At 64.2% G+C, this 19,941-nt stretch carries 21 protein-coding genes and 1 other RNA gene; 11 read left to right on the plus strand and 11 right to left on the minus strand.

All coding sequences use genetic code 11. The features are described from left to right. Positions 1-37: 37 nt before the first annotated feature. The 5 genes from CI15_RS09750 (at position 38) to CI15_RS09770 (ending at position 2,431) form a co-directional block, all read left to right on the plus strand. Complete coding sequence (locus CI15_RS09750) at positions 38-397, plus strand: hypothetical protein (RefSeq protein WP_062126978.1); 360 nt, start codon at positions 38-40, stop codon at positions 395-397. Further along, positions 394-708: a cell division protein ZapA gene (locus tag CI15_RS09755; RefSeq protein ID WP_018419691.1), complete on the plus strand. Its 315-nt coding sequence runs from the start codon at positions 394-396 to the stop codon at positions 706-708. Before CI15_RS09750 ends, CI15_RS09755 begins: the two co-directional genes overlap by 4 nt. Before the next feature lie 22 nt (positions 709-730). Then, positions 731-912, plus strand: a non-coding RNA gene (gene ssrS / locus CI15_RS09760) — 6S RNA. 140 nt (positions 913-1,052) lie between these two features. Then, complete coding sequence (locus CI15_RS09765) at positions 1,053-1,511, plus strand: EVE domain-containing protein (protein ID WP_062127210.1); 459 nt, start codon at positions 1,053-1,055, stop codon at positions 1,509-1,511. 194 nt (positions 1,512-1,705) lie between these two features. Beyond that, complete coding sequence (locus CI15_RS09770) at positions 1,706-2,431, plus strand: SIMPL domain-containing protein (protein WP_062126979.1); 726 nt, start codon at positions 1,706-1,708, stop codon at positions 2,429-2,431. Positions 2,432-2,529: 98 nt separating this feature from the next. On the opposite strand, the gene lgt is transcribed toward CI15_RS09770, so the two are convergent. Together lgt and CI15_RS09780 are read right to left on the minus strand one after the other, a co-directional pair. Further along, the gene (gene lgt, locus CI15_RS09775; protein WP_062126983.1) at positions 2,530-3,435 is read right to left on the minus strand and encodes a prolipoprotein diacylglyceryl transferase; all 906 of its coding nucleotides are present in this window, start codon (positions 3,433-3,435) and stop codon (positions 2,530-2,532) included. Positions 3,436-3,494: 59 nt separating this feature from the next. After that, positions 3,495-4,463, minus strand: coding sequence for a LysR family transcriptional regulator (locus CI15_RS09780; RefSeq protein WP_062126986.1), 969 nt, complete (start codon positions 4,461-4,463; stop codon positions 3,495-3,497). A gap of 157 nt (positions 4,464-4,620) precedes the next feature. Between CI15_RS09780 and ilvD the strand changes: the two genes are divergently transcribed. Continuing rightward, a complete protein-coding gene (gene ilvD / locus CI15_RS09785; protein WP_062126989.1) occupies positions 4,621-6,294 on the plus strand; it encodes a dihydroxy-acid dehydratase in 1,674 nt (557 codons plus the stop codon). A gap of 133 nt (positions 6,295-6,427) precedes the next feature. Continuing rightward, entirely contained in the window at positions 6,428-6,766 is a 339-nt protein-coding gene (locus CI15_RS09790; protein ID WP_062126992.1) for a c-type cytochrome, read from the plus strand. 36 nt (positions 6,767-6,802) lie between these two features. On the opposite strand, the gene CI15_RS09795 is transcribed toward CI15_RS09790, so the two are convergent. The 3 genes from CI15_RS09795 to CI15_RS09805 form a co-directional block, all read right to left on the minus strand. Next, the gene (locus CI15_RS09795) at positions 6,803-7,606 is read right to left on the minus strand and encodes a DUF2486 family protein (RefSeq protein WP_062126995.1); all 804 of its coding nucleotides are present in this window, start codon (positions 7,604-7,606) and stop codon (positions 6,803-6,805) included. 102 nt (positions 7,607-7,708) lie between these two features. Further along, on the minus strand, positions 7,709-8,125 hold the full coding sequence (locus CI15_RS09800; RefSeq protein WP_062126998.1) for a DNA polymerase III subunit chi: 417 nt from the start codon (positions 8,123-8,125) through the stop codon (positions 7,709-7,711). A 52-nt stretch (positions 8,126-8,177) separates the two neighbouring features. Continuing rightward, complete coding sequence (locus tag CI15_RS09805) at positions 8,178-9,689, minus strand: leucyl aminopeptidase (protein ID WP_062127001.1); 1,512 nt, start codon at positions 9,687-9,689, stop codon at positions 8,178-8,180. Between the two features lie 137 nt (positions 9,690-9,826). Between CI15_RS09805 and lptF the strand changes: the two genes are divergently transcribed. The 3 genes from lptF to CI15_RS09820 are packed head-to-tail and all read left to right on the plus strand — an operon-like array spanning position 9,827 to position 12,491. Beyond that, positions 9,827-10,924, plus strand: a complete 1,098-nt coding sequence (gene lptF / locus CI15_RS09810; RefSeq protein WP_062127005.1) for an LPS export ABC transporter permease LptF — start codon at positions 9,827-9,829, stop codon at positions 10,922-10,924. Between the two features lie 3 nt (positions 10,925-10,927). Beyond that, positions 10,928-12,076: an LPS export ABC transporter permease LptG gene (gene lptG, locus CI15_RS09815; RefSeq protein ID WP_062127009.1), complete on the plus strand. Its 1,149-nt coding sequence runs from the start codon at positions 10,928-10,930 to the stop codon at positions 12,074-12,076. Between the two features lie 34 nt (positions 12,077-12,110). Beyond that, positions 12,111-12,491: a sirohydrochlorin chelatase gene (locus CI15_RS09820; protein ID WP_062127012.1), complete on the plus strand. Its 381-nt coding sequence runs from the start codon at positions 12,111-12,113 to the stop codon at positions 12,489-12,491. A 25-nt stretch (positions 12,492-12,516) separates the two neighbouring features. Here the strand turns inward: CI15_RS09820 and cobA are convergent, their stop codons facing one another. The 6 genes from cobA to CI15_RS09850 form a co-directional block, all read right to left on the minus strand. Continuing rightward, the gene (gene cobA / locus CI15_RS09825; protein WP_062127016.1) at positions 12,517-13,272 is read right to left on the minus strand and encodes a uroporphyrinogen-III C-methyltransferase; all 756 of its coding nucleotides are present in this window, start codon (positions 13,270-13,272) and stop codon (positions 12,517-12,519) included. Between the two features lie 82 nt (positions 13,273-13,354). After that, positions 13,355-14,671, minus strand: a complete 1,317-nt coding sequence (locus CI15_RS09830; protein ID WP_062127019.1) for a sulfate adenylyltransferase subunit 1 — start codon at positions 14,669-14,671, stop codon at positions 13,355-13,357. Between the two features lie 25 nt (positions 14,672-14,696). Further along, positions 14,697-15,659, minus strand: coding sequence for a sulfate adenylyltransferase subunit CysD (gene cysD, locus CI15_RS09835; RefSeq protein WP_062127023.1), 963 nt, complete (start codon positions 15,657-15,659; stop codon positions 14,697-14,699). 100 nt (positions 15,660-15,759) lie between these two features. Continuing rightward, positions 15,760-16,506, minus strand: coding sequence for a phosphoadenylyl-sulfate reductase (locus CI15_RS09840; protein WP_062127026.1), 747 nt, complete (start codon positions 16,504-16,506; stop codon positions 15,760-15,762). After that, complete coding sequence (locus CI15_RS09845) at positions 16,503-17,045, minus strand: DUF934 domain-containing protein (RefSeq protein WP_062127028.1); 543 nt, start codon at positions 17,043-17,045, stop codon at positions 16,503-16,505. Before CI15_RS09845 ends, CI15_RS09840 begins: the two co-directional genes overlap by 4 nt. A gap of 21 nt (positions 17,046-17,066) precedes the next feature. Then, positions 17,067-18,746: a nitrite/sulfite reductase gene (locus CI15_RS09850; protein WP_062127031.1), complete on the minus strand. Its 1,680-nt coding sequence runs from the start codon at positions 18,744-18,746 to the stop codon at positions 17,067-17,069. Between the two features lie 227 nt (positions 18,747-18,973). On the opposite strand from CI15_RS09850, the gene CI15_RS09855 reads away from it, so the two are divergent. Beyond that, the gene (locus tag CI15_RS09855) at positions 18,974-19,915 is read left to right on the plus strand and encodes a CysB family HTH-type transcriptional regulator (protein WP_062127034.1); all 942 of its coding nucleotides are present in this window, start codon (positions 18,974-18,976) and stop codon (positions 19,913-19,915) included. Positions 19,916-19,941: the final 26 nt, after the last annotated feature.

Below are 19,941 nucleotides of genomic sequence, written 5' to 3' on the forward strand. Positions count from 1 at the left end.
CCGCGCTAAAATGCGATGTCTTTAGAGGACGCAGCACATGCTCACCGAACTCGAATCACTCTCCCAGAACATCGGCAAGCTGATTGCGATCAGCCAGCGCCACCACGAAGCGCGGCTCGCGCTCGAAGAGCAACTCGCGCAAACGCGTGCAGAAGTAGAAGCCACGCACACGGAGCTCGCGCAATTGCGCGAAGAGCGCGATGCACTGCAGGCGGAACGCGACGCGCTGTCCGCCAAGATCGACGACGCTCAGGTGCGCCTGAATGCGATTCTCGAAAAATTGCCGCGCGCACGCGCGAGCAGCGAACCGGATAACCAGCTCGATCTGCTCGAGTCCGCCCAGCCCGAACACGAGCAAGCGGAACGCGACGTGAGCCGACACGGAGAAAGCGCATGACCACCAAGCAGATCGAGGTATCGATTCTCGAAGTCCCCTATCGTCTCGCCTGTTCGCCGGAAACGGAAGGCGCGCTGCTCGAAGCGGTCGCGCGCGTCGACGCCGAGATGAAGAAAATCCGCAGCGGCAGCAACGTGCGCGGCACGGATCGCATCGCGGTGATGGCTGCGCTGTCGCTGGCATCGGAACTGCTTAAGCTGCAAAGTAGCGTGCGTCACGGAGAAGCATTTCCTGCTGAAGAAATACGGCGTACAATGCAGCAAATGAACGAACAACTAGGTACTGTGATTGAGCAGTACAGCTTGCAGTAAGCGTTGTAGTTTTATCGGTTTAGCTTCCCTGCCTGGTTCGCCAAGGTCATATATTCCTTGAACCAATGCCATGTGCACGGTTGCGGAAATTTGTAGCACGGGTGTGCGCGTCACTCTGTCTGATGTACCCGAAGTGTTGCTAACTGCGACCAATTCTGAACCCTCGGTTCAGGATGCCGGCCTAGCGGCTAAGGCGGGGACCTTATCTGGAACGGCGTCGGACTTCAGTTCGACGCCGTTTTTCTTTGGCGGTCGGTTTTCATTTGAGCGCCTTTTTCAAGGGCTTTTCTGCGCGTGCCCGCTTTGGCCGCGCCTCGTTCAACCTCGCACGCTCACTCCGATTCATGCGCTACTGGCTGATGAAGTCCGAACCAGACGAAGCAAGCATCGACGATCTCGCCCGCGCACCCCATCACACATTGCCATGGACCGGTGTGCGCAACTATCAGGCGCGTAACTTCATGCGCGATGTGATGCAAATCGGCGACGGCGTGCTCTTCTATCATTCGAGCTGTCCGGAGCCCGGCATCGCGGGCATCGCGGAGGTCTCCTCGACCGCCTATCCCGACCCCACCCAGTTCGATAAAAAGAGTCCTTACTACGACGCGAAATCGTCGCCGGAAACGCCGCGCTGGATGCTCGTCGACGTGGTGTTCAAAAAGAAAATCGCCCTGATTCCGCTCGCCGCGCTGCGCGAGCATGCCGAATTGCAGGACATGCGCGTGCTCGCCAAAGGCAACCGTCTATCGATCACGCCGGTGACCGACGCCGAATGGCGCTTCATCACTAAACGGCTCGTTTAACGGCGAACTCGTGGTGCGACACATTCCGTTAGCGCGCCCAGGTCATCATGTTCAATGCGGCGGCGAAGCACTAATTGGGGAACCAAGACCTGGTAAATTACGCCTAAGCGGTCGACGAGACGCGCACTGTCATCGCGCCGCCGCACGACGCCCGCATCGAACGTGCACAACCTGTTCAACCAAGGAGTTCAGCCATGACGAAAAAAACCGCACGGGCCCTCGCACTCGCGCTCGCTTTTGGCGCACCTGTCGCACTTGCACTGAACCCGGTTCTCGCCCGCGCGCAGACCATGATGCAGCAGCCTTCGGGCGTGCTGTCGCTGAATGCGCAGGCGAGCGCGGAAGTCCCGCAGGACGAAGTCGAGATCACGATGTTTTTCGAGCAGCAAGCGAGCGAGCCGTCGGCGCTGACGTCGACACTGAACGAACGCGCCGATGCGGCGTTGCAGAAAGCACGCGGCGTCAGCGGCGTGACAGCGCGCTCGGGCGCGTTCTCGATCTTCCCGTCGACGGATCGCGACGGGCGCATCTCGACCTGGCGCGGCCGCACGGAAGTCGTGCTCGAATCGCGCGACTTCGCCGCGGCATCGAAGCTAGCGGGACAGATGGCATCGATCATGCAGGTCGGCAACGTGCGTTTTTCGCTGTCGCCGGAAGCGCAGCGCGCCGCGGAGCAACGGCTCTCCACGGAGGCGATCAAATCGTTTCGCGAGCAGGCCGCGTCGTCCGCGCAGGCATTCGGCTTTAGCGGCTATTCGATCCGCGAGGTCAACGTCAGTCACAGCGGCGTGATGCCGCGTCCGATGATGATGATGAGCATGCACGCGATGGGTGCCGACGCGAAGAGCGCGCCGATGCCGCTCGAAGGCGGCACGTCGACGGTGACGGTCAACGTGTCGGGGTCGGTGCAGATGAAGTGATGCGCGAGCGCAAGCGCAAAGAGAAACGCCACGGCATCCCTGGATGCCGTGGCGTTTTTTTCATGCAGCGCATTCTGCGCTAGCCAGTCGTGCGTGGCTCAGTTCGCGCCAACCGCCTGCGCCGGCTCGCGACGCCCCCGGCGATACGCCCACACCATCAGGCCGATGCCCGCGAGAATCATCGGCAATGACAGCCACTGGCCCATCGACAGCCCCATCGCCAGCAGGCCGAGAAAATCGTCGGGCTCGCGCGCGAATTCAACCGTAAAGCGCGCGAGGCCGTAGCCGATCAGGAACATCGCGGAAATCGCGCCGAGCGGCTTCGGCTTGCGCGAAAAGAAGATCAGCACGAAGAACAGCGCCACGCCTTCGAGCGCGATCTCGTACAGCTCCGACGGATGCCGCGGCAGCATGTGATATTGCGCGAACACTTCGTTCAGATGCCATTGCGCGGCCAGTTGCGGATGCGCGGCGAGCCATGCGGCGTCATCGGGCGCGGCGCCCGGGAACAGCATCGCCCACGGCGCGGACGGATCGGTCACGCGGCCCCACAGCTCGCCGTTGATGAAGTTGCCGAGGCGCCCCGCCGCGAGACCCGTGGGCACCATCGGCGCGACGAAGTCGGTGACCTGCAGCCACGAGCGCTTGCGCTGAAAGGCGAACAGGACCATCGCGAGCGTCACGCCGAGAAAGCCGCCGTGAAACGACATGCCGCCTTCCCACACCTTGAAGATGTCGAGCGGATGCGCGAAATAGAAGCTCGCCTTGTAGAACAGCACATAGCCGAGCCGGCCGCCGAGGATCGTGCCCAGCACGCCGAAAAACAGCATGTCGTCGATATCCTTCGCGGTCCAGCCTTGCGCGGCGACGTACGGCAGACGCAGACGCAGCCGCGCGACGACGATCGCCGCGACGAACGCGACGAGGTACATCAGGCCATACCAGCGCACCGCGAGCGGGCCCAGATGAATGGCGACCGGGTCGAAATTGGGGTGAATGAGCATCGTGTAATTATGGGCAGTTCAGGTTCGAAAGCAGTTTTTACAGGGAAACAAAAGGGGCTCTACGCACGCGACGCCACGCTCGCCGCATGCGCGCGCACGATGTCGATAAAGCCCGCCAGCACCGGACTCACCTCGTCCGTGCGCCAGACGAGGCCGGTTTCGATCGCCGGCACGGATTCGGACAGCGGCCGGTAGACGACGCCGGTGCGCCGCAGATTACGCAATGATTGCGGCACCAGTGCGACGCCCATGCCGGCCGACACGAGACTCACGATGGTCTGCATCTGGATCGCCTCCTGGCCGATCCGCGGCGCGAGGCCCGCGACGCCGTAGCAATCCATAATGATGTCATAAAAGCCTGGCGCGAGACGTCTTGGGAAGATCACGAGCGGCGCGTCGGCGACATCGCGCAGGCTGACGGGCGTGTCGAGCCATTCGGCGGCGGGGCTGTCATTGGTGTTCGCAGCGCCCGGCAGCCGCTGCGCCATCTCCGTCGACATCGCGATCACCAGCGGCTCGCGCGCGATCGGCAACCACGACAGCTGCGCGGCATGCCGCGACGGCAGCGGCGCGATCACGAGACCCGCATCGATACGGCCGGCCACCAGTTCCTCGACCTGCACGTCGCTGGTCGCCTCGGTCAGCTCGAGCCGCACACGCGGATGCCGCGCGCCGAAATCGCGCAGCAGCAGCGGCAGCAGACCGTAATCGGCGGTTGACACGAACGCCAGCGACAGCACGCCCGCCTCGCCCCGCGCCAGGCTCTGCGCGAGCGGCCGCAACCCTTCCGCGGCCGCGAGCAGGCGCTGCACCTCGGGCAGCAGGTCGGCGCCGACCGCCGTCAGCTCGACCGAGCGCTTGGTGCGCGCGAACAGCTCGACGCCGAGCGTCTCCTCGAGCGAGCGGATCGCCTGCGACAGCGGCGGCTGCGTCATCGACAGACGCACGGCCGCGCGGCCGAAGTGCTTTTCCTCGGCGACGGTGACGAAGTAGCGCAACTGGCGCAGGTCGGGAATCGTCGGCAGCATGATTAATATATTTTGCGACCTAAACAGCGTCGAATAATACACGCGACGCACGCCAGACAAAACCGCCTGTTCGCCAGGCGTGGCCGCACTACACTGAACGCAGGCGCGCACAAGCCGCAGCGCGCATCCACCAGAACAGACCGACCTGGAGCTCCCCATGGCCTACAACCGTCGTTCGAAGAACATCACGCAAGGCGTCGCGCGTTCACCGAATCGCTCGATGTACTACGCGCTCGGCTACCAGAAGGAGGATTTCGACAAACCGATGATCGGCGTCGCCAACGGCCACTCGACCATCACGCCTTGCAACGCCGGCCTGCAGCGCCTCGCCGACGCGGCCGTCACCGCGATCAAGCTGGCCGACGCGAACCCGCAGACCTTCGGCACGCCGACGATCTCGGACGGCATGTCGATGGGCACCGAAGGCATGAAGTACTCGCTCGTCTCGCGCGAAGTGATCGCCGACTGCATCGAGACTTGCGTGCAGGGGCAATGGATGGACGGCGTGGTCGTGATCGGCGGCTGCGACAAGAACATGCCGGGCGGCATGATCGGCCTCGCGCGCATGAACGTGCCGGGCATCTACGTGTACGGCGGCACGATCCGCCCCGGCAACTGGAAAGGTACCGATCTGACGATCGTGTCGTCGTTCGAAGCCGTTGGCGAATTCACGGCGGGGCGCATGTCGCAGGAGGACTTCGAGGGCATCGAGAAGAATGCGTGTCCGTCGACCGGTTCGTGCGGCGGCATGTACACGGCCAACACGATGAGCTCGTCGTTCGAGGCGCTCGGCATGTCGCTGCTGTATTCGTCGACGATGGCGAACCCAGACGAGGAGAAGGTCGACTCGGCCGCCGAATCGGCGCGCGTGCTCGTCGAGGCGGTCAAGAAGGATCTGAAGCCGCGCGACATCATCACGAAGCGCTCGATCGAAAACGCGGTCGCCCTGATCATGGCCACCGGCGGCTCGACCAACGCGGTCCTGCACTATCTGGCGATCGCGCACGCGGCCGAGGTCGAATGGACGATCGAGGACTTCGAGCGCATGCGCAAGAAAGTGCCGGTGATCTGCAACCTGAAGCCGTCGGGCCAGTACGTCGCGACCGATCTGCATAAGGCGGGCGGCATCCCGCAGGTGCTGAAGATTCTGCTCGACGCGGGGATGCTGCACGGCGATTGCATGACGATCACCGGCCGGACGATCGCCGAGGAGCTGAAGGACGTGCCAAGTAAACCGCGCAGCGATCAGCAGGTGATCTTCCCCATCGACAAGGCGCTCTACGCCGAAGGCCATCTCGCGATCCTGAAGGGCAATCTCGCCGAAGACGGCGCGGTCGCCAAGATCACGGGACTGAAGAACCCGGTCATCACGGGCCCGGCGCGCGTGTTCGACGACGAGCAGAGCGCGCTGGAAGCGATCCTCGCCGACAGGATCGTCGCCGGCGACGTCGTCGTGCTGCGCTATCTGGGCCCGAAGGGCGGCCCCGGCATGCCGGAGATGCTCGCGCCGACCTCGGCGATCATCGGCAAGGGGCTTGGCGAATCGGTCGGGCTCATCACCGACGGCCGCTTCTCCGGCGGCACGTGGGGCATGGTGGTCGGGCACGTCGCGCCGGAAGCGTTCGTCGGCGGCACGATCGCGCTCGTGCAGGAAGGCGATTCGATCACGATCGACGCGCACCAGCTGCTGCTGCAACTGAACATCGACGACGCCGAGCTGCAGCGCCGCCGCGCCGCATGGCAAGCGCCGAAGCCGCGCTACACACGCGGCGTGATGGCGAAGTATTTCGCGCTCGCGCAACCGGCGAATCGCGGGGCGGTGACGGGATAGCGGGCCGGCTCACCGCGACGAACCCGCCGCGACGCCACGCAAAAACGCCAAGGGGCGCACGAGAAACCGTGCGCCCCTTTGCTCTTATAATGCGTGCACCACGAGCCGGGCATCTGCACCGGCGGAGACCATAATGAAATCGATGTCGTACGCAGCCGTAGCAGCCTCTGTTGCGCTCGCCGCCGCATTGAGTGCCGCCAGTCCCGCCGCCCATGCCGAAGCAACCGGCCTCGCGCTCGCCCAGCAGAAGAACTGCATGAGCTGCCACGCGGTCTCTCGCCCGATCATGGGACCCGCGCTGCACGACGTCGCTGCCCGTTATGCGGGACGCGACGACGCCGTGACGTATCTGAAGCGCAAGATCCTCGAAGGCGGTACCGGCGCGTGGGGCACCGTGCCGATGCCCGCGAACACGCAGCTCACACCCGATCAGGCGGCCTCGCTGGCGGCCTGGGTGATGACGCTCAAATAACCGCGCGTGGCGCGACCACGACCTTCACTTGCGGCATCAAGCTGAGCGCCGCGCAATCTCCTCTTCCACCGCTTCGCGCACCCAATCGGTCATTTCGGCTTCGAGCGTCTGCGCAACTTCGCGCGTGATCTGACTGACGAGCAGATTCGTATGTTGCTGCACTGCGTCGCGGCAGCGCGCCTCGATGATGCCGCGCCCCTCCCCCGTCAGAAAACCGCGGAAGCGTCCATGCAGACGTTCGGCGATCGCGTCGGCATCGAGTGTGGGCTGCGTGGGGGCGGCTTCGTGCGCACCTTCGTCGAGATCGGGCGGCACGGTCGCACCGGCCTCGAGCGGGATCAGGGGCTCGGTACGGTCGAACACACCGGGCGAGACTTCGGGGACTTCGTGCACGTCGTCATGCCCATGTCGGCCATGGATGCCGCGATGCGGACGCGCGTGTTTTCTCGCGTGCGTGTGATCGGCCACGTGCGGCCGGCGAACCTCACTCTGCGAGAGAGGCTCATGCTCAGCCTCGTGGGTCCCTTCATGCGTTGGCAACGGCTCCGGCACCAACACGGGCTGCGGCGAACTCAGTTGCTCTGGCGTGGGCACCGGCTGCGGCGCGAGTACCGGCTCGGGGCTCAGCGTCGGTTCGGTCTGATGCGCGGGCTCCGGCACGAATGCGGGCTCCGGGCGCAAAGCGGGCTCGCACGCCGCCGCGGGCTGCGCGGCGGGGGGAGTGGCAGGCTGGGGGGCGGGCGCGGCGGCATCGCCCGACGCCTCGCTCGCCTTGCGTGCGCGGCCGGGCACGAGGACCTCGTTCAGGACCGGAATCGAACTGTCGTGGGGATCGGTCACGTGCGCTCTCCGTGTGTGGGTCGAAGCAAGGCAGGCGGTCTGCATGTTGCACTGCCCGATGGCCGTCGAGCGGCGTCGGCCCCGAGCCGCAGCGCTATGGACCTAGCCGGCCTGCTTGTAGTGGTTCAAAGCATAGCCGCGATCGAGATAGAAACGATAGCGCTCGCGGCCCGCGGCGAGTTCCTCGTGTGCGTTACCGACCACTTCGAGCAATCTTTCGAAGCGCGCGAACTGCGCCGGCACCGTCGCGCCGAGATTGAGCAGCACCTGATGATGGGGCACGTCGTCGAGATTCGTGGTCAGCACGACGGGCGTTTCGGTCGCAACCGGCGTGCCCGCCATGCAGTGCGGCACGAACTCGAGCGGCGAGAAGGTCCACAGCATTTCGTCGAAGGCGGCGAGGCGCGCGGGCTCGGCCACCACGATGAGCGGCTGGCCCGCCAGGTACGCCTTGCGCGTGAGACGGCACGCGTACAACAGCGAATCGCCGACGTTCGAATGGAAGTCGATTCTCGTCATCGGCGGTTCCGCCCCGCTTGCCCCGCGCCGTGTGCGCGCTTACCGCACTGCGTCATTGCCCGGCGCGGTCGATCAGGAACTGCGCGAGCAGCGGCACCGGACGACCCGTCGCACCCTTCGCGGCGCCGCTCTTCCACGCGGTGCCGGCGATGTCGAGATGCGCCCACGGGTACGCATCGGTGAAGCGCGACAGGAAGCACGCGGCCGTCACGCTGCCGGCCGGACGCCCGCCGATATTCGCGACGTCGGCGAAATTCGACTTCAGCTGATCCTGGTACTCGTCGTCGAGCGGCAGGCGCCATGCCGGGTCGGCCGCTTCACGCGAGGCGTCGAGCAGCTCGCCCGCGAGCGCGTCGTTTTTCGAGAACAGGCCGCTGTTGTGATGGCCGAGCGCGATGATGCAGGCGCCCGTCAGCGTCGCGATGTCGATCACCGCGGCCGGCTTGAAGCGCTCCGCATAGGTGAGCGCGTCGCACAGAATCAGGCGGCCCTCGGCGTCGGTGTTCAGCACCTCGATCGTGATGCCCTTCATGCTGGTGACGATGTCGCCCGGCTTGGTGGCCGTGCCCGACGGCATGTTCTCGACAGCCGGGATGATGCCGACCACGTTGATCTTCAGGCCCATCTCGGCGACCGCGCGCAGCGTGCCGAGCACCGAGCCCGCGCCGCACATGTCGTACTTCATCTCGTCCATACCCTCGCCCGGCTTCAGCGAGATGCCGCCGGTGTCGAACGTGACGCCCTTGCCGACCAGCACCACCGGCGCGGCCTTCGCGGCGCCGCCCTGGTACTGCAGCACGATGAACTGCGCCGGCTCGACCGCGCCCGCGGTGACCGACAGGTACGAGCCCATCTTCAGCGCTTCGCACTGCTTCTCGCCGAGCACCTCGACCTTCAGCTTCCAGTCTTTGGCGAGCTTTTTCGCGGTGTTCGCGAGGTAGGTCGGCGTGCAGACGTTGCTCGGCAGATTGCCGAGGTCGCGCGTCAGGTCCATGCCGTTGGCGAGCGCGGCGCCCTGCTTCGCGGCGAGCTTGGCGGCTTTCTCGTCGCCGGTGTTGACGCTGAACACGATGCGCTTCAACGCGCGCGGCGTGTTGTCCGCCTTGCTCTTCATCTGCGTGAAGCGGTAGGTGAGCTCTCGCAGCGCGAGGATCGCGGCACGCACGCACCAGTCGGACGAGCGCTCGAGCACCGGCAGTTGCGCGAGCGTGAAGGTGACCTGCACGACCTTCGTGCCGAGCAGCGCGCGCCATGCGGCGCGGACCGCCTCGCCGTAGGCTTTCTGACTGAAAGCATCCTGTTTGCCGAGGCCGACCAGCAGCACGCGCGACGCGCCGATGCCCTGAACTTCATGCAGGAACAGCGTGGTGCCGGCTTTGCCGTCCATGTCGCCCGCCTTGATGACGCGCGTGAGCAGGCCCTTGGTGGCCGCGTCGATCTCCAGCGCGGCGCCCGACAGCGTTTGCGACTCGAACACGCCGATCACGATGCAATCGGATTTCCCGGTCAGGAAACCGTTCGTCGAGCCTTTGGTCCAATCACAGGCTTTTATGCTAAAGTCCATCGCGCTTGTCCTCGGATAAAATCTGGGCTTAGGATGAAAGCCGCAATTATCCGCTATTTTTCTCGCGGCGGCTGCACCGGAGGCGTGACGGGACCGAACCCCCGCGTCACCGTGAGCGCCCCCTCTCGTCATCAATAATGATCTTCGAACGTTCCCTTCAGCGCGAACTCGCGTACACGGCTGGTGCCGTGTTCCTGGTTCTTCTCACGCTCGTGCTGACGACGATGATGATCCGTATCGTCGGCTTCGCGGCCTCGGGCGAGATCGACCCGCGCGACGTGCTGGTCCTGATCGGCCTCACCGTGATCGGCTATCTGGCCATCATGCTCGTCGCGACGCTGTTCGTGTCGATCCTGTTCGTGCTCACGCGCTGGTACAAAGACTCCGAGATGGTCGTGTGGCTGTCCTCGGGCGTGAGCCTCACCCAATTCATCAAGCCGATCGGTATTTTCGCCACGCCGATCATCATCCTGATCATGTTCTTCGTGTTCGTCGGCTGGCCGTGGTCGAACCAGCAGAGCAAGCTGATCCGCGCGCGCTTCCAGCAACGCGACGAGGTGTCGCTGCTCGCGCCGGGCCAGTTCCGCGAATCGCCGACCACCCACCGCGTGTTCTTCATCGAGAAGATGTCGCCCGACCAGGGGCACGTGGAGAACGTGTTCGTGACCAGCACCGAGGGCGGCAAGGTCAACGTCGTCGTATCGAAGAACGGCCACGTCGAGACGCACAAGAACGGCGACCGCTTCGTCGTGCTGGAAAACGGCCGCCGCTATGACGGTGAGCCCGGCCACCCCGATTTCCGCATCATGGAGTTCGAGCGCTACGGCGTGAAGATCCAGAGTCAGCCGGTCATCAATACGCCGACCACCACCGGCTTGCCGACGCTCACGCTGCTGCGCAACCCGACTCGCGACAACCTCGCCGAATTCGCGTGGCGCGCGGGCCTGCCGTTGATCGCGATCAATCTGATGCTGCTCGCGATTCCGCTCGCGCACCAGAATCCGCGCCGCAGCCGCACAATCAACCTCGTGATGGCCGTGCTGATCTACCTCACCTATTCGAATCTGCTGAACGTCGTGCAGGCGTGGATCGAGCAGGGCAAGATGTCGTTCGGCCTCGGGCTCGTGATCCTGCACGTGATCGTGCTCGGGATCGTCGCGTTCATCTTCTGGATGCGCGTGCGCAACCGGCCGCTCTTCACGCGCGCCATGTTCAGCCGTTCGCAGGGAGTCTGACCGATGCGCATTTATGAAAGGTATTTCGCGCGTCAGATCTATCTCACGTTCATCTTCATCCTGTTTGCGTTTTCAGGTCTGTTTTTCTTCTTCGACCTGATCAACGAACTGAACTCGGTCGGCCACGGCAACTACAAATTCCAGTACGCGGTGCTGCGCGTCGCACTGCAAACGCCGTCGCGTTTCTATGAAATCATTCCGGTCGCGGCGCTGATCAGCGCGATCTACGTGTTCGCGCAGATGGCGGCGAACTCCGAGTACACGATCTTTCGCGTCTCGGGTCTCGCGACCAACCAGGCGCTGCGCTCGCTGCTGAAGATCGGCATCCCGCTCGTGTTCGTCACGTATCTGATCGGCGAAGTGGTCGGCCCGTACACGGATCAGCTGTCTGAGCGCGTGCGGCTCGAGGCGCTCGGCTCCTCGGTGTCGACCAACTTCCAGTCGGGCGTGTGGGTCAAGGACACGCTGACCGAGCGCGCCGACGGCGAGCAGGTCACGCGCTTCGTCAACGTCGGCGAGTTGAAACCCGATGCGACGATCAGCAACGTGCGCATCTACGAGTTCGATTCGAAGTTCCGCCTGTCGAACGTGCGCATCGCGCAGAGCGGCCGCTATCAGCCGCCCGGCCACTGGCTGCTGACCGGCGTGACCGATACGCAACTGATCGACGTGCCCCCCCCTCCGGGCACGCCGGCCGATGCGCTCAATCCGGTGTACCGCGCGAACCAGGTCACGCTGCCCGAGTACTCGCTGCGCTCGGAGCTGACGCCGCAGATTCTGTCGGTGCTGCTGGTGTCGCCGGACCGGATGTCGATGTTCAATCTGTTCCGCTACATCCAGCATCTGACCGAGAACCATCAGGACACGCAGCGCTATGAAATCGCGCTGTGGCGCAAGGTGCTGTATCCGTTCGCGGTGTTCGTGATGCTGGTGCTGTCTTTGCCGTTCGCGTATCTGCATACGCGCGCGGGCGTGGTCGGCGTGAAGGTGTTCGGCGGCATCATGCTCGGCATGAGCTTCCAGCTGTTCAACACGCTGTTCTCGCATATCGGCACGCTCAATACCTGGCCCGCACCGTTGACGGCGGCGACGCCGGGGCTCGTGTACCTGGTGCTGGGGCTCGTTGGCCTGAAATGGGTCGACCGGCACTAACGCAGCGATAAGAGCATCGTCAGGGGCTGACGCGATGGCTATGCACGGACTGATTCTGTTTGGCCACGGCGCGCGCGATGCGCGCTGGCGCGAACCGTTCGAACGGCTCGCCGGCAAACTGCGCGCTGCACGAACGGCGCCGGGCGAAGCCCAGGCGGTCGCGCTCGCGTTTCTCGAACTGATGGAGCCCGATCTGCCGACGGCCGTCGCGCAACTCGTCACGCAAGGCTGCGATGCGATCACCGTGGTGCCGGTGTTCTTCGGGCAAGGCGGCCATGTCCGCCAGGATTTGCCGGCGATCGTCGATCGATGCCGCGCCGCGCATCCCGGGGTCGAGATCCGCTGCGCGGTGGCAGTGGGTGAGGATGATTCGGTGCTGGATGCGCTTGCGCAGTATTGCTTGCGGCAGGTCTGATTTTTTTCGTTGAGTCTGCCCGACCTCAGGCCGCGACCAGCATCCCATTCGACTGGCGGTTCGCCTCGAGCTGCCGCGCCGCGAATGCCTCGCCGATCATCAACAGACTCGGCTGCGATGCATCGACCCAGCGCTGTGCTTCGCCGGCCGCAAGATCTTCCAGCGTCAGCGTCAGCATGCGTTCGCGCGGCGTGCTGCACGCCTCGACGATCGCCACGGGTGTCGCGGCTGGCTTGCCGGCATCGATCAGTTGCTGCGCGATCTCGACGCCGCTATCACGCCCCATGTAGAACACCAGCGAATCGGCGTTGACCTGCTCGCGGATTTCGTCGGAGCCGGGCGCGCGGCTGAACGTCGCCAGAGCGACGCTGCGCGACACGCCGCGCAGCGTCAGCGAGCGTTTCAGCGTGGCCGCACTCGCCAGCGCGGCGGTGATGCCCGGCACGACTTCATACTCGATGCCCGCGGCTTCGAGCGCGCGCATCTCTTCATCGGCACGGCCGAACAGCATCGGATCGCCGCCCTTCAGACGCACCACCACGTCATGCTCCAAAGCCGCATCGACGATCTGCTTGTTGATGAACTGCTGGGCCGTCGATAGCTGGCCGCAGCGTTTGCCGACCGCAATGCGCTTCGCGCGCGCGGGCGCGTAGTCGAGCATGGCGGGCTCGACCAGCGCGTCGTGCAGCACGACGTCGGCGGCGCCGAGCAGCCGCGCGCCGCGTACCGTAATCAGGTCCGCGGCACCGGGTCCCGCACCGATCAGATAAACCTTGCCCATTGACATCAACCTGTTCGTTGGAGCGCACGCGGCGGCGCGTTTTTGCGCCGCCTGCGCCGCCCTTCTTTCGCTTATGCCGTGCTTACGCGGAAAACGCGCGGATCATGCCGGCCGCGACGGTGTGGTTCGTCGCTTCGTCGATCAGCACGAACGCGCCGGTGCCTTGATGCGAGTCGTACGCGTCGCACACGAGCGGCTTCTGCAACGTCAGCGCGACACGACCGATGTCGTTCATCGCCAGTTCCTTGCGATCGGTCGCCTGCGACAGCGTATGCACGTCGAGCACTTCCTTGATCGCGCCGATCTTCGCGAATACCGTGCTGGTGGTCTGCTTCAGCAGGTACTTGCGCTGCGTCGACAGCGGCGCGTCGTCGAACCAGCACAGGTCCGCCTCGAGCTTCTTCGCCGGCTCCGGCGCCGTTTCGCGCAGTACGAAGGTGTCGCCGCGCGACACGTCGACGTCTTCCGCGAGACGGATCGTCACGGTCTGACCGGCGAACGCGCGGTCAACCTGCGCGGTGCCGCCAACCACCGGCGCGATGATCTCGGCGACGGTCGCCTCGCGATTGGCCGGCAGCACGACGATCGTGTCGCCGAGCTTCACTTCGCCCGATTCGACGCGGCCCATGTAGCCGCGGAAATCGTCGGCCTGGCTGCCGTCCTGGCGCGCGACCCACTGCACCGGGAAGCGCAGCGCCTGGTTGCTCGCGGTTTCGACCGGCAGCGCTTCGAGCACGTCGAGCAGCGGCTGACCCGCGTACCACGGCATGCGCTCGCTCGCGGTGACGATGTTGTCGCCCTTCAGCGCCGATACCGGCACGAAGCGCACATCTTCCAGACCGAGGTGACGCGCGAGCTCGACGTACGCGTCGCGAATCTCGTTGAAACGCGTTTCGCTGTAGTCGACGAGGTCCATCTTGTTGATCGCGACGATCGCATGCTGCAAACCGAGCAGCTTGACGATCGCGCTATGACGCTTGGTTTGCGGCAGCAGTTGCGCGACGCCGTTCTCGAACGTCACGCGCGTCGCGTCGACGAGGATGATCGCCGCATGCGCGGTCGAGGCGCCCGTCACCATGTTGCGCGTGTACTGCTCGTGGCCCGGCGTATCGGCAATGATGAATTTGCGCTTGGCCGTGGCGAAGTAGCGATAGGCGACGTCGATCGTGATGCCCTGCTCGCGCTCGGCTTCGAGGCCGTCGGTCAGCAGCGACAGATCGATTTCGTCGCCGACGGTGCGCTTGTTCTTTGCGCGCGACAGCGCCGAGAGCTGGTCGGACAGCACTGCCTTGCTGTCGTACAGCAGGCGGCCGATCAGCGTGCTCTTGCCGTCGTCGACGCTGCCCGCAGTAATGAAACGCAGCACGCCGAGGTCTTCTGGTTGATGAATACCGCTCATGATTGCTTTGCCCTTGGTCGTGTGCTTAGAAATAACCCTGCTTCTTGCGCTGTTCCATCGCCGCTTCAGAGACCTGATCGTCCATTCGCGTCGCGCCGCGTTCCGTGATTTCGGTGACGGCCGTTTCGGCGATGATCTTCTCGATGTCGTCCGCGTCGCTTTCGACCGGGCACGTGCAGCTGATGTCGCCGACCGTGCGGAAACGCACGAGCGCCTGTTCGCTCGTCTCGCCTTCGCGCATCGGCGTGAGCGGCGTGACCGGCACGAGCAGGCCGTTGCGGCGCACGATCTCGCGCTGGTGCGCGTAGTAGATCGACGGCAGTTCGAGCCGTTCACGCGCGATGTACTGCCACACGTCGAGTTCGGTCCAGTTCGAGATCGGGAACACGCGCATGTGTTCGCCGTTGTGCAGACGCGCGTTGTAGATGCTCCACAGTTCCGGGCGCTGCGCCTTCGGGTCCCACTGGCCGAATTCGTCGCGGAACGAGAAGATGCGCTCTTTCGCGCGAGCCTTTTCTTCGTCGCGGCGCGCGCCGCCGATCATCGCGGTGTAGCCGTATTGCTCGATCGTCTCCAGCAGCGTGACCGCTTGAGCAGCGTTGCGCGAATCCGTTTCGCGACGCAGACGCACGGTGCCGCGCTTGATCGAGTCTTCGACGTGACCGACCACGAGCTCAGCGCCGATCTCTTGCGCGCGACGATCGCGGAAGTCGATCACTTCGTCGTAGTTATGGCCGGTGTCGATATGCACGAGCGGGAACGGCAGCTGCGTCTTGCGGTTCGCGCCGAGGCCGAACGCCTTCAGAGCGAGCGCGAGCACCACGACGGAGTCCTTGCCGCCCGAAAACAGGAGCGCCGGCTTGCTGCATTCGGCGACCAGTTCGCGCAGGATGTGAATCGACTCGGCTTCGAGCCAATCGAGGTGATCCATCCGGTTGACCGTATTGGCAAGCGGAGCGTTGACAGCGGAATCGAGCGTGGTGCTCATAGCGGGTCCTTCGTTGATTCGCCCGGCGCGCGGTAGCGCGCGGGCGGAAGTATTCGGATCGTTTTCGGCGCCGGTGCGCCGCAAGCTCGGTGCGCGGCGCTCAGGCCGACGCATTTTCGTTGCGCTCGACCGCAATCGGGGTGATCGCCGTGATGTGCAAGCCGCATTCCTTCGTGTCGCGCGACTCCCACCACCAGCGCCCCGCCCGGCTGTCCTCGCCGGGGCGGATCGCACGCGTACAAGGCTCGCAGCCGATGCTCGGATAACCGCGCGCATGCAGCGGATTGACCGGCACGTCGAAGCGCTTAAGGTAATCCCAGACTTCGGCTTCGGTCCAGTCCGCGAGCGGGTTGAACTTGGCGATATTGCGCGCGCCGTCGTGCTCTTCCTCGTGCAGCTCGGTACGCGTGACCGACTGCTCGCGACGCTGTCCGGTCACCCAGGCGCTGACGTCCGCGAGCGCGCGATTGAGCGGCTCGACCTTGCGGATCTCGCAGCAGCGCTTGCGCAGCTCGACGCTTTCGTAGAACGCGTTCAGGCCGTGCTCGCCCACGTACTGCCCGACCGCGGCCGCCTGCGGATGAAACTGCTCGATGTCATAGCCGTAGCGCTCTTTCACGCGATCGAGCATGCCGAGCGTTTCCGCGTGCAGACGGCCCGTATTCAGCGAAAAGATGCCGATCTTCACGCCGCGCGACAGGATCGCGTGCGTGAGCAGCATGTCTTCGGCCGCGAGGCTGCTCGCGAGCTTCACGTTCGCGTGACGCGCAGCGATCGAATCGAGCAGCGCGTCGAGTCGCTCGACCTTCGCTGCAAGCTCCGGGCTCAACGCTTGAGCGGCGCTCATGCCGGGACCTTGTCGGCGCCAGCCTGGGCCGCGCGGCGGCGGAACAGCGGCGACGTGTCGACGGCGCCCTGGTACTGCACGCTGAAGTCGTCGAACGCTTTCAGTGCGTCGTTGAAGTCCTTGTCGGCGCGCAGCGCGTACGAGTCGAAGCCGCAGCGGAACATGAAGGTGATCTGATCGCGCAGCACGTCGCCGATCGCGCGGAGTTCGCCCTTGTAGCCATAGCGCTCGCGCAACAGGCGGCCGATGCTGTAGCCGCGGCCATCGCGGAACACCGGGAAGTCCACGGCGATCAGTGCAAGCTTGTCGAAATCGCCGACGATGTCCGCCGGTTCGTTGTCCGGCGCGAGCCACACGCCGATTTCCGCGGCGCCGCGCGAGGCAACCAGCGCATCGCGTTCGACCTGCCACAGGGCGAACGGCACCAGCACCTTGCCGGCCGGCAGTTCGCTCACGAGAGGCAGCGTGCCGTCTTCGGCCGGGCGCACGAGGGTCCAGTCGTCGTCGACGATCGCGCGATTCTTGATGATAGAAGCCATCTGTTCAGTATCCTTTCGCGGTTACGCGTGAGCCGGTTGACGCGCGGCGTATACGCGCTCCTTGAACGGCGTGATGCCGATGCGGTTGTACGTGTCGATGAAACGCTCGCCTTCGTGGCGATTTTCCACGAACGTATCGATCACCTTCGTCATCACGTCCGGCATTTCCTCGGCCGAGAACGACGGGCCGATCACGCGGCCGAGGTGAGCACCGGTCGCGCCCGTGCCCTGCTCGCCGCCGAGCGTGACCTGGTACCACTCGGAACCGTCCTTGTCGACGCCCAGAATGCCGATGTTGCCGACGTGATGGTGACCGCACGCGTTGATGCAGCCCGAAATGTTCAGCGACATGTCGCCGAGGTCGTACACGTAGTCGAGATCGTTGAAGCGTTCCTGGATCGCGAGCGCGATCGGGATCGACTTCGCATTCGCGAGCGAGCAGAAGTCACCGCCCGGGCACGCGATGATGTCGGTCAACAAGCCGATGTTCGGCGTCGCGAAACCTTGCGACTTGGCCTTTTCCCACACCGCGAACAGGTCGCGCTTCTTGACGTCCGCGAGGATCAGGTTCTGTTCGTGCGACACGCGGATCTTGCCGAACGAGTATTCGTCGGCCCAGTCGGCGACCGCTTCCATCTGCGCGTCCGTTGCGTCGCCCGGGGCGATCGTGGTCGGCTTCAGCGACAGCGTGACCGACGCGTAGCCCGCGACCTTGTGCGGACGCACGTTACGCTCGACCCAGCGCGCGAACGCACGGTTTTCCAGCAGATGGTTTTCGAACGATGCATCGGTGTCCGGCAGCTTTTCGTAAGCGGGCGGCGCGAAGTACTGCACGACGCGATCCACTTCCGCCTGGGTCAGCGTGGACGGACCGTCCTTCAGGTGCTGCCACTCTTCCTCGACCTGCGCGGAGAACTTCTCCGGCGAGAGCGCCTTCACCAGAATCTTGATCCGCGCCTTGTACATGTTGTCGCGGCGGCCGTAGCGGTTGTACACGCGCAGCACGGCTTCGCAGTAGGTCAGCAGATGCTGCCACGGCAGATCGCGGCGGATGATCGCGCCGACGATCGGCGTGCGGCCCAGACCGCCACCGGCCAGAATGTCGGCCACGAGTTCGCCCTGCGCGTTCTTCTTCAGATACACGCCCATGTCGTGGATCTGCACGGCTGCGCGATCTTCCTTCGAGCCCGACACGGCGATCTTGAACTTGCGCGGCAGCCACGCGAATTCCGGGTGGAAGGTCGACCATTGGCGCAGAATTTCGGCCCACGGACGCGGATCGACGACTTCGTCGGGTGCGACGCCGGCGAATTGGTCCGCGGTGATGTTGCGAATGCAGTTGCCCGAGGTCTGAATGCCGTGCATCTGCACGGCGGCAAGCTTGCGCAGGATTTCCGGCGTCTCTTCGAGCTTGATCCAGTTGTACTGGATATTCGAGCGCGTCGAGAAATGGCCGTAGCCGCGGTCGTGTTCGCGCGCGATCTGCGCGAGCACGCGCATCTGGTCGCTGCGCAGGTTGCCGTAAGGAATCGCGATGCGGTGCATGTACGCGTGGCGCTGATAGTACAGGCCGTTCTGCAGACGCAGCGGACGGAATTCCTCTTCGCTCAATTCGCCCGACAAGCGGCGGCGAACCTGATCGGCGTACTGCGCGACCCGTTCATCGACGATGGTCTGGTCGTACTGATCGTATTGGTACATTCGGGGACCCCAATTTTTCGAAACTTGCGTGACTCACGGCGGTCCGGTTTCCGCCGCGGCTCGAATATCCGTGTTTGTCAGCTGTCGCAAGCAAGCGTTTAGACCCATCGCTCATTTGCTTATAACAAATACAGATATCCATATTGAAAAAGATGGACAGATCGTAATAAACTCGCCTTATATTTCAAACGACTAAAAAATTCTTTTTATATGCGGCGAGGTTATATATGAACCTGCACCAATTCCGCTTCGTCCGCGAGGCTGTGCGGCAGAACTTCAACCTCACCGAAGCCGCCAAAGCGCTGTTTACAAGCCAGCCAGGCGTCTCGAAGGCGATCATCGAGCTCGAGGACGAGCTCGGCGTCGAGATCTTCACCCGCCACGGCAAGCGCGTGCGCTCGCTGACCGAGCCGGGCCGCATCATATTGCAATCGATCGAAAAAATCCTGCAGGAAGTGGAAAGCCTGAAGCGGGTCGGTAAGGACTACGCGGCGCAGGACCAGGGCAACCTGACGATCGCCGCCACCCACACCCAGGCGCGCTACTCGCTGCCCGCGGCGATCGCCGAGTTCAAGCGGCGCTTCCCCAAGGTCCACCTTTCGATTCTGCAAGGTAGTCCGACCCAGGTCGCCGAAATGGTGCTGCATGACCAGGCCGATCTCGCGATCGCGACCGAGGCGATCTCCAACTATAAGGATCTGGTGTCGCTGCCCTGCTTCCAGTGGCACCACGTCGCGGTCATGCAGCCGGACCATCCGCTGCTCGAGCGCAAGCTGCTGTCGATCGACGACCTGACCCAATACCCGCTGATCACCTACGACAACGCGTTCGCCGGCCGCACCAAGATCAACGAGGCGTTCCGCCTGCGCGGCCTGCATCCGGACATCGTGCTCGAGGCGATCGACGCCGACGTGATCAAGACCTACGTCGAGCTGGGCCTCGGCGTCGGCATCATGGCCGACATCGCGTTCAACGCCGAGCGCGACCGCCATTTACGCGCGATGCCGGTCGGCCATCTGTTCGGCAGCAACGTGACGCGCGTCGCGCTGAAACAGGGCGCGTACCTGCGCAGCTACGTGTACACGCTGGTTGAGCTGCTATCGCCGAGCCTGAACCGCAAACTGATCGAGCAGGCACTGAAAGGTGAACACGAAACCTACGAACTTTGAACCGCTTCTGAATTGCTTCCCGCTAC

Origin of the sequence: Paraburkholderia monticola, from assembly GCF_001580545.1 — a bacterium.
Classification (GTDB): Bacteria; Pseudomonadota; Gammaproteobacteria; order Burkholderiales; family Burkholderiaceae; genus Paraburkholderia; species Paraburkholderia monticola.